The organism is Nocardia sp. NPDC004722, assembly GCF_053601505.1.
This window is the reverse complement of the sequence record NZ_JBSGBY010000099.1, coordinates 1-18014: the sequence shown is the minus strand read 5'-3', so window position 1 is coordinate 18014 and position 18014 is coordinate 1. Positions and strand designations below refer to the sequence as shown.

Annotated in this window: 15 protein-coding genes and 1 pseudogene; 7 read left to right on the top strand and 9 right to left on the bottom strand. The window is 67.9% G+C overall.

All coding sequences use genetic code 11. The features are described from left to right. Nucleotides 1-231, bottom strand: a pseudogene (locus tag ACWELQ_RS12925) (lipase family protein); the annotation flags it as partial. 198 nt (nucleotides 232-429) lie between these two features. Between ACWELQ_RS12925 and ACWELQ_RS12920 the strand changes: the two are divergent. Continuing rightward, entirely contained in the window at nucleotides 430-1248 is an 819-nt protein-coding gene (locus tag ACWELQ_RS12920; RefSeq protein ID WP_452397214.1) for an SDR family oxidoreductase, read from the top strand. 12 nt (nucleotides 1249-1260) lie between these two features. On the opposite strand, the gene ACWELQ_RS12915 is transcribed toward ACWELQ_RS12920, so the two are convergent. Continuing rightward, nucleotides 1261-2496: a hypothetical protein gene (locus ACWELQ_RS12915; protein ID WP_452397213.1), complete on the bottom strand. Its 1236-nt coding sequence runs from the start codon at nucleotides 2494-2496 to the stop codon at nucleotides 1261-1263. A 44-nt stretch (nucleotides 2497-2540) separates the two neighbouring features. Further along, nucleotides 2541-2744 (bottom strand): hypothetical protein, encoded by a 204-nt coding sequence (locus tag ACWELQ_RS12910; protein ID WP_452397212.1) that lies wholly within the window; start codon nucleotides 2742-2744, stop codon nucleotides 2541-2543. 514 nt (nucleotides 2745-3258) lie between these two features. Here ACWELQ_RS12910 and ACWELQ_RS12905 point away from each other — a divergent pair. From ACWELQ_RS12905 to xdhC, 3 genes are read left to right on the top strand one after another with little or no spacing between them, the layout of a single operon-like run. Further along, on the top strand, nucleotides 3259-4740 hold the full coding sequence (locus tag ACWELQ_RS12905; protein WP_452397211.1) for a xanthine dehydrogenase small subunit: 1482 nt from the start codon (nucleotides 3259-3261) through the stop codon (nucleotides 4738-4740). Beyond that, a complete protein-coding gene (gene xdhB / locus ACWELQ_RS12900; RefSeq protein ID WP_452397210.1) occupies nucleotides 4737-7220 on the top strand; it encodes a xanthine dehydrogenase molybdopterin binding subunit in 2484 nt (827 codons plus the stop codon). Before ACWELQ_RS12905 ends, xdhB begins: the two co-directional genes overlap by 4 nt. A gap of 1 nt (nucleotide 7221) precedes the next feature. Continuing rightward, on the top strand, nucleotides 7222-8076 hold the full coding sequence (gene xdhC / locus ACWELQ_RS12895) for a xanthine dehydrogenase accessory protein XdhC (RefSeq protein WP_452397209.1): 855 nt from the start codon (nucleotides 7222-7224) through the stop codon (nucleotides 8074-8076). 57 nt (nucleotides 8077-8133) lie between these two features. Here xdhC and ACWELQ_RS12890 read toward each other — a convergent pair whose 3' ends face one another. The 5 genes from ACWELQ_RS12890 to ACWELQ_RS12870 are packed head-to-tail and all read right to left on the bottom strand — an operon-like array spanning nucleotide 8134 to nucleotide 13029. Continuing rightward, nucleotides 8134-8772 (bottom strand): histidine phosphatase family protein, encoded by a 639-nt coding sequence (locus ACWELQ_RS12890; RefSeq protein WP_452397208.1) that lies wholly within the window; start codon nucleotides 8770-8772, stop codon nucleotides 8134-8136. After that, complete coding sequence (locus ACWELQ_RS12885; protein WP_452397207.1) at nucleotides 8769-10499, bottom strand: carbamoyltransferase family protein; 1731 nt, start codon at nucleotides 10497-10499, stop codon at nucleotides 8769-8771. The genes ACWELQ_RS12890 and ACWELQ_RS12885 overlap by 4 nt, the downstream gene beginning before the upstream one ends. Then, nucleotides 10444-11556 carry an NAD(P)/FAD-dependent oxidoreductase gene (locus tag ACWELQ_RS12880; RefSeq protein ID WP_452397206.1) on the bottom strand — a complete coding sequence of 371 codons (1113 nt, stop codon included), beginning with the start codon at nucleotides 11554-11556 and terminating at the stop codon, nucleotides 10444-10446. Before ACWELQ_RS12880 ends, ACWELQ_RS12885 begins: the two co-directional genes overlap by 56 nt. Then, nucleotides 11553-12536: a cucumopine synthase-related protein gene (locus ACWELQ_RS12875; RefSeq protein ID WP_452397205.1), complete on the bottom strand. Its 984-nt coding sequence runs from the start codon at nucleotides 12534-12536 to the stop codon at nucleotides 11553-11555. The genes ACWELQ_RS12880 and ACWELQ_RS12875 overlap by 4 nt, the downstream gene beginning before the upstream one ends. Nucleotides 12537-12564: 28 nt before the next feature. After that, nucleotides 12565-13029 carry an SRPBCC family protein gene (locus tag ACWELQ_RS12870; RefSeq protein WP_452397204.1) on the bottom strand — a complete coding sequence of 155 codons (465 nt, stop codon included), beginning with the start codon at nucleotides 13027-13029 and terminating at the stop codon, nucleotides 12565-12567. Between the two features lie 459 nt (nucleotides 13030-13488). Here ACWELQ_RS12870 and ACWELQ_RS12865 point away from each other — a divergent pair, with 459 nt between their 5' ends. The 3 genes from ACWELQ_RS12865 (at nucleotide 13489) to ACWELQ_RS12855 (ending at nucleotide 15867) form a co-directional block, all read left to right on the top strand. Then, on the top strand, nucleotides 13489-13989 hold the full coding sequence (locus tag ACWELQ_RS12865; protein WP_452397203.1) for a nucleoside deaminase: 501 nt from the start codon (nucleotides 13489-13491) through the stop codon (nucleotides 13987-13989). Nucleotides 13990-14131: 142 nt separating this feature from the next. Next, on the top strand, nucleotides 14132-15076 hold the full coding sequence (locus ACWELQ_RS12860) for an ATP-binding cassette domain-containing protein (RefSeq protein WP_452397202.1): 945 nt from the start codon (nucleotides 14132-14134) through the stop codon (nucleotides 15074-15076). Then, the gene (locus ACWELQ_RS12855) at nucleotides 15073-15867 is read left to right on the top strand and encodes an ABC transporter permease (protein WP_452397201.1); all 795 of its coding nucleotides are present in this window, start codon (nucleotides 15073-15075) and stop codon (nucleotides 15865-15867) included. The genes ACWELQ_RS12860 and ACWELQ_RS12855 overlap by 4 nt, the downstream gene beginning before the upstream one ends. A gap of 1 nt (nucleotide 15868) precedes the next feature. Here the strand turns inward: ACWELQ_RS12855 and ACWELQ_RS12850 are convergent. Beyond that, the coding region (locus ACWELQ_RS12850) for an ATP-binding protein (RefSeq protein WP_452397200.1) at nucleotides 15869-18014 on the bottom strand (2146 nt) is incomplete at its 5' end.

The window sequence follows — 18014 nt, the reverse complement described above, 5'->3', positions numbered from 1 at the left end:
GATGATCTCGCCGGGCGCGGCGGCGGCCACCACGTCGGCGGGCGGGTAGTAGAAGCCGGGATCGAGTTCCGGCGGCAGCGGCAGGATCCGCGCGGGCTGGATGGACGGCGGCGCCGGTGCGTCGGCCGGATCGGCCTGGGCCCCTCCCGCGGTCAGGCCCGCCACCACCAGCGCGCTGACGGATATGGTCCCGAGCCGCACTAATCGGCCGGTCAGTCTCCTGGTCCTCATCGACCTACTTCCTCACCCTGATCCCAGTTGTGAGACTATGCAGTCTCAATATTGCGGGTCTCACTATGTCACGAATGTGATCGGGCTCGCAATATCCATGGCTGGCGGAAAAGGCGAATGCCAGCGGAAACGGCGACTTTCGGTGGAGACGATTTCGACCCTTGCTTGGAGTGCACTCCAGCTGATTACTGTCGGGGCATGAGCAAAATCTGGTTCATCACCGGTGTCTCAAGGGGTTTCGGTCGCGAGTGGACGCTCGCCGCACTCGAACGCGGCGACAGCGTCGCGGGCACCGCACGCGATCTCGCCACCGTCGACGACATCGTCGCCAAGTACCCCGACACCTTCCTGCCGCTGCGACTCGACGTCACCGACCGTGCCGCCGACTTCGCCGCCGTCGAACAGGCCGCCACCCACTTCGGCCGCCTCGACATCGTCATCAACAACGCCGGTTACGGCCAGTTCGGCACCATCGAGGAACTCTCCGAAAAGGAATTCCGAGATCAGCTGGAAACCAACGTCTTCGGCGCGATGTGGGTCACCCAGGCCGCCCTCCCGATCCTGCGCGCGCAGGGCAGCGGCCACATCCTCCAGGTCTCCAGCATCGGCGGCATCTCCGCCTTCCCGAACCTCGGCGCGTACCACGCCTCCAAGTGGGCCCTGGAAGGCTTCTCCCAGTCCCTCGCCCAGGAGGTCGCCCCCTTCGGCATCCACGTAACCCTCATCGAGCCGGGCGGTTTCGACACCGACTGGTCGGGCCCCTCGGCCCGCCACTCCACCCCCAACCCCGCCTACGAACCCGTCCGCGCCGCCCGCAACGCCGCCCGCAACTCCGTCCGCCGCGGCGAACCCACCGCCACCCGCACCGCCATCCTCGCCGTGGTCGACGCGGAACAACCCCCACTCCGCCTCTTCCTCGGCGAACTCCCCCTCACCATCGCCACCGCCGACTACGAATCCCGCCTCGCCACCTGGCGCGAATGGCAGCCGATTTCCCTTGCGGCCCAAGGCGAATAACCGCCGGCGGCGTCAGTCGAAGCGGGACATGGAACGCAGCCGGTCCATGACTTCGGGGGCCGGGTGGTGCTCGACGCGGTAGCGGTCGGGGTAGAGGCCCGCTTCGGGTTTCAGGTCGAGAGCCTCGGCCAGGACGTCCCAGGGCACCGGGAAGGTGTCGCCGGTCTCGACGTCGGTGAGGGTGACGTTGTGGGTGCGGGGGAGCAGCGTGGGGACGGTGTCGGTCCATGGGGCCGAGGTGGATTCGGTGCCGTCCTTCATGCGGAAGTGCATGATCTTGGCGGCGTAATCCTCGATCACTCCCGCGTCGAGATCGGCGCGCAGATTCTCGTATTGCCCGCGGTAGGCATGGGCGGTCAGCGTAGCCTCCGCGTTGCGGATCTCCTTCCACGCCAGGTGATCCCGGGATACCCGATACGGCACCAAACGACCGGCGTCGTCCACCGTGTACGGCACCGGCGAGACCTCCCGCACCGCGTTGTCGAACAGTTCGCGAGCGGCATTCACCAGAAGCAGCACATGTCGTTCGGAAAGCTCCGCACCGGCCAGCACGCCGACGTTCTGTGCGATGAACACCAGCGGCCGTGCCCCGGCCTTCTCGCCGATTCCGGCCAGCCACCCGTCGACCAGCGGCAGCGCACCTGCGTACAGATTGCCGTCCGTATCGGGGATGCGCAGCATCCCGCCGTTGACGCGGGCGTTGTAGCCGGCGACGGTATCGAGCGCGAGACCGGTGAGATTGGCTCGGGCAGTGGCGAATACGGTCTCCGCGTCCACGTCCCACTTCTCCAGCTGGGACGGATGTACCCGCTGCATCGACGTCGGATGATCCACCACCAGCGTCTCCATCAGGCCCGGCAGCAGTGGCCGCCACAGGATGTGGTCGGCGACCCGCATGCCCTCCATCCGGGTGCTGAGTTCACCGGCCTGCCGGATGAGCGGTCGCAACCGCGGGGCGGCCTCCTCCCATTCGCTCGGCGACTTGATTCCGCCCAGACCGGGGCTCACATTGACGAAGTCGAACAGCATGCGATTGCCCTCGCGCGGCGTTACGGACCGGGTCCGCCTGAACACCGTCTCGAGGTTGATCTGACCCCGCGTCCCGCTCGCGGCGGTGTAGCGGATGGAGAAGTCCTCGACGTCGAACTCCGACTCCGTCACCCCGTGCGCCCGCACCATGGCCAGCGCCTGCTCCCCGAACTCTTGCTTCGTACGCTCCGAACCGGACGCCCCACCCAGAAAACTCATGCGCGGCAATCTAACCGAACCCGGTGACACGCGCGCGGCGGCGCTCACACGCGGCGGCGGCCCCAGCGCGGCCGGCGAGAACCCCACTGACGCTGGCGGAAGGCCCGCTCACTGAACCCGGCCAGATGCAGGGCGAGGCCGAGCAGTCCGGCGATGACGAAGGCGTCGGCTCCCACGCCCGCGGTGCGCCCGGCGAGGTCGAGGATGAGGGCGATGGCGAACAGGACGGCGGCGATTATTGCGAACATGTCGGCCGAGTACCCCGCGACTGGCGGAACACACAAACGGCACAGCATGTTTGCGAGAGCTTTTCGTAGCTATTAACAAGAGCGCGCTTATTGTGCGATAAACCGATTCATTCGAAGGTCGTCCGAGCCCTCGTCAGAGGTTCCCTCAAACTGTTCCGGACCACCCCACATCGGCTTGACCTATCGGTCCGACGGCACGTAGCGTCGGTCACACCGATACGTGAGCTGCTTGGAAGGAGGCGTTGTCGGATGTCCATCTCCATCTCCGATCTTCGCCACCTGGCTCACCGGACCGCCTGGGTTCCGGGTCGTGTAGCTCACGGCTTCTGACCAGCCCGTTTCCCGGCGTGCCCCGTTGCGGCCCCGGCATCTCGCTCTGTGTCATCGATTGCGGCATGTCATTTGCCCGCTGTTTCGCGCTCCGGGTACTCGGGCTGCGCCACCGTAAATAGAAAGCTCCTGAAATGGCGACTAGGATTATCGAGAAGACCGCGCACCGAAATGAGGTCGTGCCATGGTAGACGCGCGGATCACGGTCAACGGGAAAGTCACCCCGATTTCCCCTGCGGCACCGCACACCACGGTCCTGGATTTCCTGCGGGACCGCGGTTTCACCGGGAGCAAGGAAGGCTGCGCCGAGGGCGAATGCGGCGCATGCTCGATCATGGTGGCGCGCCCCGGCGTGGAGTCGCCCACCGACTGGATCGCCATCAACGCCTGCTTGGTTCCGGTCGCCAGCCTCGATGGTCAGGAGATCGTCACCGCTGAGGGCCTGGGCGAGCTCGACGGTTCCGGCACCCCCACCGAACTGCACCCCGTGCAGAAGGAGATGGCGGTTCGCGGTGGCTCGCAGTGTGGTTACTGCACCCCGGGCTTCATCTGCTCGATGGCTTCCGAGTACTACCGGCCGACCCGTTGCGCTTCGGCGCACGCGGCCGAGGAGACCACCGAAGCCGAGTCGCATGATCACGAGCACGGCCCCAATGGCTTCGACCTGCACTCGCTGAGTGGAAACCTGTGCCGCTGCACCGGTTACCGCCCGATCCGCGATGCCGCGTTCGCGCTCGGCGAGCCCGAGGCCGACGACAAGTTCGCGCTGCGCCGCGAGCAGGACGCGCCGGAGCCGGTCGCCACCGAGTACTCGCAGGACGGCCGCACCTTCCGCCGCCCGGAGAGTCTGGCCGAGGCCGTGGCGCTGCTGCGTGAGCGCCCGGACGCGGTGCTGGTCGCCGGTTCCACCGACTGGGGCGTCGAGGTCAATATTCGTTCGCGCCGTGCGGATTACGCCATCGCGATCGATCGCCTCCCCGAACTGCGCGACCTGAAGATCGAATCCGATCACCTCGAGATCGGCGCGGCCATGCCGCTGACCGAGATCGAGCGCCGCCTCGACGGCAGCGTGCCGCTGCTGGCGCAGCTGTTCCCGCAGTTCGCGTCGCGCCTGATCCGCAACAACGCCACCTTCGGCGGCAACCTCGGTACCGGTTCCCCGATCGGTGACTCCCCGCCGGCGCTGCTCGCGCTGGGCGCGTCGGTGGTGCTGGCCTCCGCCGACGGTGAGCGCGAGATCGAGCTGGCCGACTACTTCACCGGCTACCGCCAGAGCGTGCGCCGCGCTGACGAGCTGATCAAGTCCGTGCGCATCCCGCTGCCGCTGGCCCCGGTGACCGCGTTCCACAAGATCGCCAAGCGCCGGTTCGACGACATCTCCAGTGTCGCTGTCGCTTTCGCGCTCGAGCTGGAGGACGGCATCGTGAGCCGGATCCGCATCGGCCTGGGCGGCGTGGCCGCCACCCCGATCCGGGCCCGCGACACCGAGGCCGCGCTGATCGGCAAGCCGTGGAACACCGAGACCGTGGAGGCCGCCGCCGCGATCCTCCAGGGCGAGGGCACCCCGATGAACGATCACCGCGCCAGTTCCGAGTACCGCGCCGCGATGCTCGGCCAGAGCCTGAAGAAGCTGTACGCGCAGACCACCGAGGCGGTGCTGTCATGAGCCATCTGTCCGAGCGTCCCGAGAAGCCGGTCGTCGGCGTACCGATGCCGCACGAGAGCGCGTCGCTGCATGTCACCGGCACCGCGCTCTACACCGACGACCTGGTGTACCGCACCAAGGACTGCCTGCACGCCTACCCGGTGCAGGTGTTCAAGGCGCACGGCAAGATCAACTCGCTGAACACCGACGCCGCGTACGCGGTGCCCGGTGTGGTGCGGGTGCTCACCATCGCGGATGTGCCGGGCGTCAACGACGCGGGCATGAAGCACGACGAGCCGCTGTTCCCCGAAGAGGTCATGTTCAACGGCCACGCGGTCGCGTGGGTCCTGGGCGACACCCTGGAAGCGGCCCGGCTCGGCGCCGCGGCCGTCGTGGTGGACCTCGAGGAACTGCCGTCGCTGGTCACGGTGCGCGAGGCCATCGCCACCGAGAGCTTCCACGGCGCGCGCCCGACCATGATCCGTGGCGATATCGACGAGGGTTTCGCCAACTCGGTGCATGTGTTCGAGGGCGAGTTCGAGTTCAAGGGCCAGGAGCACTTCTACCTCGAAACCCATTGCGCCCTGGCGCAGGTCGACGAGGCCGGGCAGATCTTCATCCAGTCCAGCACCCAGCACCCGTCGGAGACGCAGGAGATCGTCGCGCACGTGCTCGGGCTGCACAGCCACGAGGTCACCGTGCAGTGCCTGCGCATGGGCGGCGGCTTCGGCGGCAAGGAGATGCAGCCGCACGGGTTCGCGGCCATCGCCGCGCTGGGCGCCAAGCTCACCGGTCGCCCGGTTCGCCTGCGGCTCAACCGGACCCAGGACCTGACCATGTCGGGCAAGCGGCACGGCTTCCACTCCTCGTGGAAGATCGGCTTCGACGCCGAGGGCCGCATCCAGGCGCTCGACGCCACGCTGACCGCCGACGGCGGTTGGAGTCTGGACCTCTCGGAGCCGGTGCTGGCTCGCGCGCTGTGCCACATCGACAACACGTACTGGATCCCGAACGCGCACGTCGCGGGTCGCATCGCCAAGACCAATACGGTCTCCAACACCGCGTTCCGCGGTTTCGGTGGCCCGCAGGGCATGCTGGTGATCGAGGACATCATGGGCCGTTGCGCGCCCATGCTCGGCCTGGATCCGGCGGAGCTGCGGGAGCGTAACTTCTACGCGCCCAACCAGACCACGCCCTACGGCCAGCCGGTCGGGCAGACCGATCGCATCGGCAAGATCTGGCACCAGACCCAGGACGCCGCGAACTGGGCCGAGCGGCAGCGCGATATCGCCGCGTTCAACGCCTCGCACCCGAACACCAAGCGCGCCTTGGCGATCACGAACATCAAGTTCGGCATCTCGTTCAACCTGACCGCCTTCAACCAGGGCGGTTCGCTGGTGCTGATCTACAAGGACGGCTCCGTCCTGATCAACCACGGCGGCACCGAGATGGGCCAGGGCCTGCACACCAAGATGATGCAGGTGGCCGCGACCACGCTGGGCATCCCGCTGCACAAGGTGCGGCTGGCTCCCACGCGAACGGACAAGGTGCCCAACACCTCCGCCACCGCGGCCTCCTCGGGCGCGGACCTCAACGGCGGCGCGATCAAGAACGCGTGTGAGCAGCTGCGCGGCCGACTGGTCCAGGTCGCCGCGACCCAGCTCGGCGGCAACGCCTCGGACATCCGCATCATCGACGGTGTCGCAACGCTTCTCGGCAGCGACAAGACCCTCGACTGGGACACGCTGGTGCACACCGCGTACTTCCAGCGGGTGCAGCTGTCGGCGTCGGGCTTCTACCGCACCGAGGGCCTGCACTGGGACGCCAAGATCTTCCAGGGCTCGCCGTTCAAGTACTTCGCGTACGGCGCGGCCGCGACCGAGGTCGAGGTCGACGGGTTCACCGGCGGCTACAAGATCCGCCGCGTCGACATCGTGCACGATGTGGGCGACAGCCTTTCGCCGCTGATCGACATCGGTCAGGTCGAGGGCGGGTTCGTGCAGGGCGCGGGCTGGCTGACCCTGGAGGACCTGCGCTGGGACACCAGCGACGGCCCCAACCGCGGTCGCTTCCTGACCCAGGCCGCGAGCACCTACAAGCTGCCGTCCTTCTCGGAGATGCCCGAGGAGTTCCACGTGACGCTGCTCGAGGATGCCACCGAAGAGGGTGCGGTCTACGGCTCCAAGGCCGTCGGCGAGCCGCCGCTCATGCTGGCCTTCGCGGTCCGCGAGGCGCTGCGGCAGGCCGCCGCCGCGTTCGGGCCCGAGGGCACCAGTGTCGATCTGGCGTCGCCCGCGACGCCGGAGGCGATGTTCTGGGCCATCCAGGGCGCGCGCCGGGGTGACGTGGCCGCCAAGGCGCTCACCAACGGGCACGCCGCGAACGGGCACGCCGTGAACGGCAACGGCCACAACGGCAATGGCAGCAACGGCCACGCCAATGGCAACGGCAGCAACGGCAACGGTGTCGCCGTCGGTACGACCGCGCTGAGCGGAGTCTGACATGACCTGGGTGGCCGCGGTCGAACGGTTACGAGCCCGCCGGGAACCCGGCGTGCTGGTGACCGTCGCGACCGTGCGCGGTCACGCGCCCCGCAAGCCGGGCGCGAAACTGGTTGTCGGGCAGACGGAGTCCTGGGGTTCGATCGGCGGCGGCAATATCGAGGCCGTCGCCATCGACCGGGCGCGCGAAATGATCGCGTCGCCCGATCCGGAAACGGAGATCATGGACTTCGCCCTCAACGACAAGGTCACCAACCGGCACGGCGTGCAGTGCTGCGGCGGCGCCGTCAGCATCCTGCTGGAACCGCTGCCGGTGGTGCCCGCCGTCGCCCTGTTCGGCGTCGGGCATGTGGGCTACGAGCTGGCCCGCATCCTGGCCCGCCAGGACCTCGACCTGCACCTGATCGATACGCGACCGGAACAGCTCGCCGAGGAACGGCTTACGGTTCTCGACGACTCCGTCGCGCAGGTGCACGTGCATCGCCCGCTCATGCTGCCCGAGGAGATCATCGGGGAGCTGCCGCCGGGCACCCACGTGCTGATCATGACCCATGATCACGCCGAGGACGCCGCGTTGTGCGATACCGCTTTGCGCACACCGGAACTCGGCTCGATCGGCCTGATCGGCTCGGCCGCCAAATGGGCGCGTTTCCAGAAGAAGCTGGCCACCGAGGGCGGTTTCGACGCCGCCACTATCGCCCGCATCAAGACCCCGATCGGACTGACCGAGATCACCGGCAAGGAGCCCGCCATCATCGCGGTGAGCGTGGCGGCGGATCTGATCATGACCTTCGAGGCCGAGCGGCACGCGAAAAACAGTGTGGCCCCGGTCCATTCGATCGCGGACAGCGCGTAGGACAAGCAGGAAGGCCCCGGTTCTCGACGAGAACCGGGGCCTTTCGCTAATGCTGGCTCAGCGTAGATGTGAGGTGTCGTTGAGCGAGCGCAGCGATGCGCTCCCATCGCCGTGGTACGCCACCTCCGACAGCGAGGCCGCCGCCATCTCCATTCGGAACAGCGACTCGGGCGGCGCTCCCAAGGCCAGCCGCACCAGCGTCCGCAGCGGTGCGACGTGCGAGACAACCAGTACCGTCTGGCCCGGGTAGCGGTTCAGGATCTGGTCTCGCGACCACTCGGCGCGGCGGGCCACCGACTCCATCGTTTCGCCCGTGCCGCCCGGCGCGGCCGCCGGTGAGGCCAACCACGCCGCCATCTCGTCCGGGTGGCGTTCCCGGACTTCGGCGAAGGTAAGTCCTTCCCACACACCGAAATCCGCTTCGCGCAGTCCGGTCGCGAGCTGGACGTCCAGACCCAGTTTCCAGGCCGTCGCCTCGGCGGTCTCCCGGCACCGGCGCAGCGGTGAGGACACCACCGCGTGCACCGGGCCGGATTCCGCGAGCCGGGCGGCGACGGCCTCGGCCTGCCGCCGCCCGGTCTCCGACAGCGCCGGGTCGCTGCCGCCGCTGCCGGAGAAGCGGCCCTCGGGAGTCAAGGCCGTCTCACCGTGCCGCAGCAGGATCAATGTGGTGGGCGCGCCCGGTGCGAATGTCATGACGACACTGCGGCTTTCGTGACGAGGTAGTCGCCGAGCACCAGGTAGTCGATCTCGGTGCCGAGGAAACAGTTCAGCGCGTCGGCCGGTGCGCAGACGATCGGCTCGCCCGCCACGTTGAACGAGGTGTTGATCAGGCACGGCACATCGGTCAGTGCGGTGAAGCGGCGCAACAGCGCCGCCAGTCGCGGGGTGTCGCGGTCGGTGATGGTCTGCACGCGTGACGTGCCGTCCACATGGGTCGCACCCGGAATGACATCCCGGTACTCCGGCCGTACCGGGAACACGAAAGTCATGTACGGAGAACGGGTCTTGCGCCCCATATCGAAGACCGTCGCCGCCTCGGATTCGAGGACGAGCGGTGCGAACGGGCGGAACGGTTCACGATGCTTGACCCGGGTATTGATGACGTCCTTGATGTCCGGGAAGCTCGGGTTGGCGAGGATGCTGCGGTGGCCGAGCGCCCGCGGGCCGTGCTCGAGCCTGCCCTCGAACCAGCCGATGACGACCTTCTCGGTGAGCAGCTTCGAGACCTGGTCGATGATCTCGTCCTCGCCGAGCCGGGTCCAGCCGACCCGATCGTCGAAGTCTCGCAATGCCTGTTCGATCGCAGCGTCATCGTATTCCGGTCCGAGATAAGGGGTTACGGGCAATGGCTGTCGCGGGCGCACGGTGCCGGGGTGATTGAGCCAGGCGTACGCCGCCGCGCCGATGGTGATGCCGGTATCGCTCGCCCCGAAACTCACCTCCATCTCCTCGAACCGCGACCCCTCGAACAGCGGAGTGTTGTTGAGGCAGTTCAGCGCGACGCCACCCTCGAACAACAGATGATTCAGGTCCGACTTCGATTCCAGCGCCCGCAGTTGATGATTGGTGACGACGCCCAGCATCTCCTGTGCCGCGGCCGCCACCCGCGCCTGGTATTCGAGGGTGTCCTCGAACGGCCCGAAGTACTGCTCGAACAGGGGATCGAGGCTGCGCGGGTTCTCGGTCGCCAGCGGCACCCGGAAGCTGTAGCGGCCGTCGGCGTGCAACTGGATCAGGTCCTCGACGAACGGATTCGGCACCGGCGGCCGGGCGTAGCCGGACAGCCCCATCACCTTGTATTCGTCATTGTTGGGCACGAATCCGAGGAAGCGGGTGATGGCGGCGAACAGCAGCCCGATCGAATACTCGGCACCGATGGTGGATTCGTCGAAGATCCGTACGCGCCCGTCGCGGATCTCGCCGAGCACCGTCGAAAACCGTTCCGCGCGACCATCACTGACCAGGAATGCGCTGTCCTTCATGCCCGCCAGGTAGTAGCCGGTCATGGCGTGTGCCACGTGATGCGGGACGAACACCACCTTGGCCGGGTCGGGCGTGAATCCGGTGCGCGCGGCGAAGTCGGCGAGAATCGCTTCGGGACCGACGATTTCGCCGAGAATCTCGATTCCCGCCAGTTCCTCGGCGGTCCACTTCCACGGAATGGCGAGGACGTCCACGTCGGCGAAGTCGATCCCGGCCTGATCCAGGCACCACCGCACCGAATTGATCGGGAAGTCGGTGGTCTTCTTGTCCCGGTTGAGCCTTTCCTCTTCCACGGCCGCGACGATCTCGCCGTCGATCAGCAGGGTGGCGGCCGCGTCGTGGCCCATGAGGTAGTGCTTGTCGATACCGACGGCGCCGAAATTAGCGGCGAAGAATTCCGAGACTCGGCTGAAACCGTTGCACGCCAAGACGATCATCGTAATTTCCTTCTTTGCCGAGAACGAGATCGCGGACGAGCGCACCGGCCGCGGGCGCCTGGCACAGCCCCTGGCCGGAGAACCCCGCCGCGTAGAGGAAGGGACGGGCGGGATCGCGGCCGATGACGGCCACGCCGTCCGGGCTCACATCGAGATCCCCGCTCCACCCGTGACCGAGGCGCTGCCCCGCGAACGCCGGATAGGTGGCGCTCAGCTGCCCGGAGACCCGTTGCCGCCAATCCGCCTGCGACTCATCGGGACCCGGGCGGCCCATGCCGACCAGGATGAGATCGCCCCAGGAGCGAATGCGCAGGCTCGACGGATGCAGCGTCATGGGCAGCGCGTGCGGCGCGCTCGCGGGCGCGTCGGTGAGCAGCAGATCGACCGGGTAGGTCGAGACCGGCAACTCCACCCCGGCCATGGCGGCCACGGTGTCGGCCCACGGACCGGCCGCGCAGACGATGGTGTCGGCCAGAATGCTGCCGGTGGGCGTGTGCACCCGCCCGTCGGGATCGATACCGGTGACCGGGGTGTGCGTGCGCAGCACGGCCCCGGCGCGCTCGGCCGCCGCGGCGTAGGCCCGCACGATGGCGGCCGGATCGCAGGCGTACGCGTCGGGCGACCAGGCGGCCGCCACGATGGTGCTTTCATCCAGCAGCGGGTTGCGTAGCGCTGCCTCGGCCGCGGTGATCAGTTCGACCTCGACTCCGGCGGCATGCTGGGCGTCCAGCTCGCGCCGGAAGTCCTCCACCTGCGGCTGCTCGGTGAAAAGCACCAGGAACCCGACCCGCTGCAACAGCAGATCGGTGCCGGTGCGCTCGGCGAGCTCGTGATAGCCGGCGAGACTGCGCACGGCGAGACCACTGGTCAGGGGACTGCCGGGGAAGTAGGTGCGGATGACGCCCGCGGTGTTCCCCGACGCTCCCGAGCCGAGATCCCCGCGCTCGAGCAGAACGGTGCCGACACCGGCCTCGGCGAGCTGAGCCGCGATGGACGTGCCGATGACGCCACCGCCGATGACCAGTACTTCCGTGCGCTCCACGCTCGGTGCGCTCACGACTGCGAACCCACTTCCGCCGGGCGGTGCTGGCGCAGGTGGTCGCCGCTGTCCCACGGGTACAGGTGCAGGTTCCACGCGCCGAGCGTGTTCACGTAGAGCGCCAGCTGGCTCACCACGGCCAGGAAGTCGTCGCGGTCGAGCTGGTCGAGGCAGGCCAGGAACCGCTGGGTGAAGGCCCACAACGGCTCCAGACCGCAGTAGCCCAGGAATTCGGCGGGCACCCCGACCAGCAGCCGCGTCATGTGCCGCAGCGACTCCATCGGCATGTCCTGCACGGCCGCGCGCACCAGACCGCCATAGGAGGCGTAGCCCAGCGGTCGGGTCTCGCCGTTGACGAACAGCAGGGTCGGCAGCACCGTCTCGAAACTGCCTGCCCCCGAAGGGATCACGCCTCGATGCAGCTCGGCCAGCTCGATCGGCTCGGTCAGCCAGATGCGCTCGGTCTCGGCGTGCACATCGTGGATGAGCCGGTTGGCGTCCGCGTCGGCGGCGGTCAGATGCGGAATGCGATGCCCGCTCTCCGCACCCGCCTTGCGGACCTCGACCAGAATCGGCTGCTTGGTGGAATACACCGAATCCCACACCGCCCGACCGGCTTCCAGCAGCGCGGGGATGTCCTGCTCGCGAATCCGGCCCACCGGCGCGGCGGGCATCGGTTCGGTCAGCGTGCCGTACTTGATGCCCAAATGCTGTAGCGCGGAAAGGAATACGGTCCCGTCCGGCGCGTCCCGGCGATCGGCGATCTTCGTTTCCGCGGGCACGTGCAGCAGCGAGGGGATCGGCGCGACGTGGTAGAGGTGTTCGCCCGCGACCAGGGCATGGCCTTGCAGGCTGCGGTAGGGGAGCGCCTCCCACAGCGCGTCCGCGAGTTCTTCGTTGCGACCGTCGAGCTCCGCGGTCACGGTGATGCCGATTTCGGGCCAGACGATCTCGATATGTCGGCCGGACGATGACGTCGACGGCGATGACTCTGACAAGGGTTTCTCCTTCATGGCGAGGTCGGCGCTACCGCTGTGCGAAGTGGTCGCGCACGGCGTCGACCTGCTTGGCCATCATGTCGATGATCGTTTCGACCACCTCGGTGTCGGCGTCCTCGGCGATGGTCAGCTCCCGGGTCCAGTCGAAGAAGCTGCGATTGGGGTCATTGGTGATCTCCCGGACACGAATGGTCGCGACATAGAGGTCGACGCCCATGGTCGGTTCGATCGAGCGGTAGGTCTGCAGCCGCTTGATCTCGTCGCGCCCGGCGATCTCCTGCTGCACCAGCCCGTCGCTGAACACCAGCGTGAAGTTGTAGAGCGCCGGAACCCGCTCCGGCCCGGCGTCACCGACCCAATGCACGTCCTTGGCGGAGGGGCCGGAAACGATCGACACCAACTGCAGGGCGTCGCGGACGACGGCCCAGACGGCCGCCGGATCGGCGTCGACGACGCTCGAGTGATACATCGTGTGCTTGCGCTGTACAGCCACGTAAAATCCTTGTCCGGCAAGGTAATTGCCTCGAAATCGCAAACTTCACAATGAAGTACACAGGCGGCCGAGCCGGTAGAACCAGGGATGGAAGCCACGAACAGTGGCCCCGGTCACAGCTGGTATTTCGTAGAGTCACACCAATGTCATTTCGCTGCGAAAGCCGTTGTGCGGCAACGTGAATGAATTCAAGACGGAATTTCCGGGGGCTGGCCGCCCGGAAATCCCGAAATTTACGATGCGTACCAGAATCGCAACCCGCTGACCAGGGCAAAAGCACCCGATTCGTCCTTCTCTACGAAAGAGGGGTCCCCCGCCGCGACCCTTTTCATGGAATCCGCCCTAGCTGATAGGCCCGGCCGCGCTGTGTACTCCTAATCACACAGTTGCAGCAACGTAAGGGATCAGTGCCGTGGACTTCTTCCCCGGAGTCCCTGCCCTATCCACAGAGGAGTGACCATGACCGCGACCGAAGTGCCCCTCCAGGAGCTCGAACGCGCCTGGCTGGACGAGGCGATCAAGCTGGCCACCACGAGTGTGCACAAGGGCGGCGGCCCGTTCGGCGCCCTGATCGCCAAGGGCAGCGAGATCGTCGCGGTCGGCCACAACCAGGTCACCGCCACCCTCGACCCCACCGCGCACGGCGAGGTCAGCGCGATGCGCGCCGCCTGCAAGGAACTGGGCACCTTCTCCCTGCAGGGCTGCGTGCTCGTCACCTCCTGCGAGCCGTGCCCGATGTGCCTGTCCTCGGCCCTGTGGGCGCGAGTAGACCGGATCATCTTCGCCGCCGACCGGCACGATGCCGCCGTCGCCGGGTTCGACGACCGCAAGTTCTACGAGCTGTTCGAGACCAAGCCGGCGGGCGAGGACTGGCCGACCACCATCGAGCGCCTCGAGCTGCCCAACGCCAACGCCCCCTTCGAGGCGTGGCTGGCCAAGACCGACCGTATCGACTACTGATTCGATACCCGCAGCTCAGCGGCGGTACGACCTTCGGGTCGTGCCGCCGTTTCGCTTTGTCCGACAGGCATGTCAGGGGCATCAGGGGGCATGTCAGGCCGGTGTCAGGTCCGTATCAGGGCGGCTGGCCAAAGTCATCGGCATGAACAACACAGCAATCGCCGCCTCCGGGTTGCGGAAGTCCTACGGGGACAAGAAAGTCCTCGACGGGATCGACCTGACCATCGCGGCCGGATCCATTTTCGCCCTGCTCGGCCCGAACGGCGCGGGCAAGACCACCACCGTGAACGTGCTGACCACGCTGGCCCAGGCCGACGGCGGCACCGCCTCGGTCGCCGGATTCGACCTGGCCACCCAGGCCCGGTCGGTGCGCGCCTCGATCGGGGTGACCGGTCAGTTCGCGGCGGTCGACGATCTGCTCACCGGCGAGGAGAACCTGCGCCTCATGGCCGATCTGCACCGGTTGAAGGGCGCCGACGCCAAGCGGGTGGTGACCGGACTGCTCGAGCGCTTCGAGCTCACCGGCTCGGCGGGCAAGCAGGCTTCCACCTATTCCGGCGGTATGCGCCGCAAGCTGGATCTGGCCATGACGCTGGTGACCAAGCCGAACATCGTGTTCCTGGACGAACCCACCACCGGCCTGGATCCCCGCAGCCGCCGCACCATGTGGGAGATCGTGCGGGAGTTGACCGCCGACGGCGTCACCATCTTCCTCACCACCCAGTACCTCGAGGAAGCCGACCAGCTGGCCGACCACATCGCGGTGCTCGATCAGGGCCGCATCGTCGCCGAGGGCACCGCCGAGGAGCTCAAGCGCCGGGTGCCGGGCACCCATGTGCGCCTGCGCTTCACCCAGCTCGCCGACCTGGACGCGGCCGCCGCCATCCTGCCGAACGCGACCCGCGACGAGGACGCCCTCGCGCTGCGGGTGCCGGGTAGCACCGGCTCGAAAGCCCTGCGCGCCCTGCTGGATCGGCTCGCCGACCACTCCCTGGAGGCCGACGACGTCTCCATCCACACCCCCGATCTCGACGATGTCTTTCTTGCCCTGACCGGGCACGCCACCACGGAGGCCGAAGCACAATGAGCACCCTGACCACCCCCACCACCGTCGCCCCCGCCACCGTCTCCGGCGCGCTGTCCGACTCGATCGTCATGTTGCGCCGCAACTTCAAGCACATCGCCCGCAATCCGGTCACCATCTTCAACGCGGCCCTGATGCCGGTCGTGATGATGCTGATCTTCGTCTACGTGTTCGGCAGCGCCTTCGACGTCGGCGACCACTACGTCAACTACGCCACCCCCGGCATGATCCTGCTGGCCATCAGCTACGGGCTCTCGGGCACCGCGGTGTCGGTCAGCTCCGACATGGCCAAGGGCGTCATCAACCGGTTCAAGGTCATGAGCGTCTCCCGGGGCGCGGTGCTGACCGGCCATGTGGCCGCCACCATCGTCACCAATGTGATCGCCATCGCCGCCGTCATCGGCGTGGCCTTCGCCCTCGGATTCCGTTCGCCCGCAACCGCTCCGGAGTGGCTGGGCGCGATCGGCGTCATGCTGGCCACCTCGTTCGCGGCCTCCTGGCTGACCGTCGCGCTGGGCATGGCCGCCAAGACCCCGGAGTCCGCGGGGATGGCGGTGGTGCCGTTGATCATGCTGCCCTTCCTGAGCAGCGCGGTCGTGCCCGCCGACAAGATGGGGCAGGGTGTGCGGCAGTTCGCCCAGTACCAGCCCTTCACGCCGATCATCGAATCCCTGCGCGGTTTTCTCACCGGACATCCGTCGGGCGGCTACACCGCCGCCGCGCTGGCCTGGGCCGTCGGATTCACGGTCGTCGGCTACTTCTGGTCGCGGGCGACGTTCAACAAGCGGACGTAGGTCAGTCCGCGAAGGTGGCCTCCGCCAGCTCCCGCCAATCCGATTCCACACCAACCCTTGTCGCCTCGGTGAAACCCACTTCACCGAGGCGACTTCGTGTTTCCCGCTCGATCCGCTCCACATCCGGCTGGGAGCGATCGGGCATGCCGCGCACGACGGCACTCGCGGCCAGCAGCGCGACCGCGTGCTCGTCGCGGCCCTCCCGCAGGGACAGATCCGCGAGTCCGACCAGCATCCGGGCCAGCAGGGGAGCGGCCACCCGCTCGGAGACCGCGTCCAGCGCCGCCCGCAGCTCACCGCGGGTCTGGACCGGATCCTCGGCGAGATAGCCGAGCAGGACATGGATTTCGACCGCGACGTATTCCGCTTCGGCATCGATGCCCTGGGCGCCGGCGATCCCGAGCTGGCGGCGTGCCTCCGCGACGTCCCCGCTCCAGCGGGCCAATTCGGCCCGCTCCAAGGCCAATTGGGCCAGCGAACCGGGCCACGCCGTGCGATCCGCCCAGCGTTGCGCCTCGGCGACGGCGGCCGTGCTCGCCTCCGAATCACCCAGCAGCCAGAACAATTGGGCCTGCCGCGAGCGCATCCGGGCAATGTCCTCGATCGCGCCGACCTCGGTGACCACCGCGATCGCCTGTTCCAGATGTGCGGCCGCACGGGCGAATTCACCGCTCATGGCGAGGCGTTCGGCGAGTTCGGTGAGCGCGAACGAGATGCCCCAGCGTTCACCGACGGCCCGGAACTCGGCCAGCGCGCGCTCGAGATGCTCATCGACCTCCGGGCCGTCCTGGCCGAGCATGACTCGCATCTTGCCCAGTTGCAGGCGGGCCAGGGCCCGTACCCACGGATCCTCGTCGGTGAGCAGCGCCTCGAAGGCGGGCAGATACTCGTCGGGTCCGTGCAGCATGCGTTCCAGGGCGGTGACGAACACCAGGGCCGGATGGTGACGTGAGTCGTTGCCGCTTCGGTCGTGGTCGGCTCTGCTGCCGTGCCGGTGGGCCTTGGTGATCCATTCCTCCACGGCGAACTGATCATTCGGCCCGGTGGTCGCGAAATGTACGACCAGCCCGTACACCGTGGCGAGCGTCTCGTCATCCACGGTGCTCTGCGCCTGCCTGGCGGTGCCCTGCGCCTGTCCGGCGGTGCCCGCCAGCCGCTCGGCGGTGTCGGCGGCGGCGGTGACCAGTTCCATGCCTTCGGTCTTGTGACCGCCCAGCCACCAGTACCAGCCGGCCGCCGCCGCGAGCCGGGGCGCCCCGTCGGCGTCCCGCGCGGCCAGCGCGCCGCGCATCGCGGCGGCGATATTGTCGTGGTCGGCCTCGAGGACGGCGAGCCACTCCAGTTGTTCGGCGCTGCGCAGGCGGGGATCCGCGGTCGCTGTCAGCCCGGTGAAGTACGCGAGATGGGCGCGGCGCGCCGAATCCGCTTCTCCCGCTTCGTCGAGCCGTTCCCTGGCGTACTGGTGGATGGTGCCGAGCATGCGGTAGCGCGGGCCCTTGTCCTCGGTGACGACCAGCAGCGACTTCTCGACGAGGGCGGTCAGCAGTTCCAGCACCTCCCACTGCTCCACGGTGTCTGCGGCGCAGACCTGTTCGGCCGCTTCCAGACTCGTGCCACCGGCGAACACCGCCAGGCGGCGCAGCACCGTGCGCTCGGCGTCACCGAGCAACTCCCAGCTCCAGTCGACCACCGCGCGCAGCGTGCGATGTTGCGGGATCGCGGTGCGACTGCCACCGGTCAGCAGCCGGAAGCGGTCGTCGAGCCGGGAGGCGAGCTGGTCGAGGGACATGGTGCGCAGCCGGGCGGCGGCCAGTTCGATCGCGAGCGGAATCCCGTCCAGCGCACGGCAGATGCGGGCCATGGTGGCCAGCGCGGCGGCGCCCGAGCCGATGTCCTTGCGCACCGCGCTCGCCCGGTCGCGCAGCAGCTCCACGGCGGGGGAGGCCGCGATCGCGGCCGGGTCGGCGTCCGCGGCGGGCAGGCTCAGCGGTTCGACCTGCCACAGCGCCTCGCCGGTGATGCCGAGCGGTTCGCGGCTGGTCGCGATGATCCGCAGGCGGCGGCATTCGCCGAGCAGCCGGTGCGCGAAGGCGGCCGCGGCCTCGATGATGTGCTCGCAATTGTCCAGTACCAGCAGGGTTTCGCGG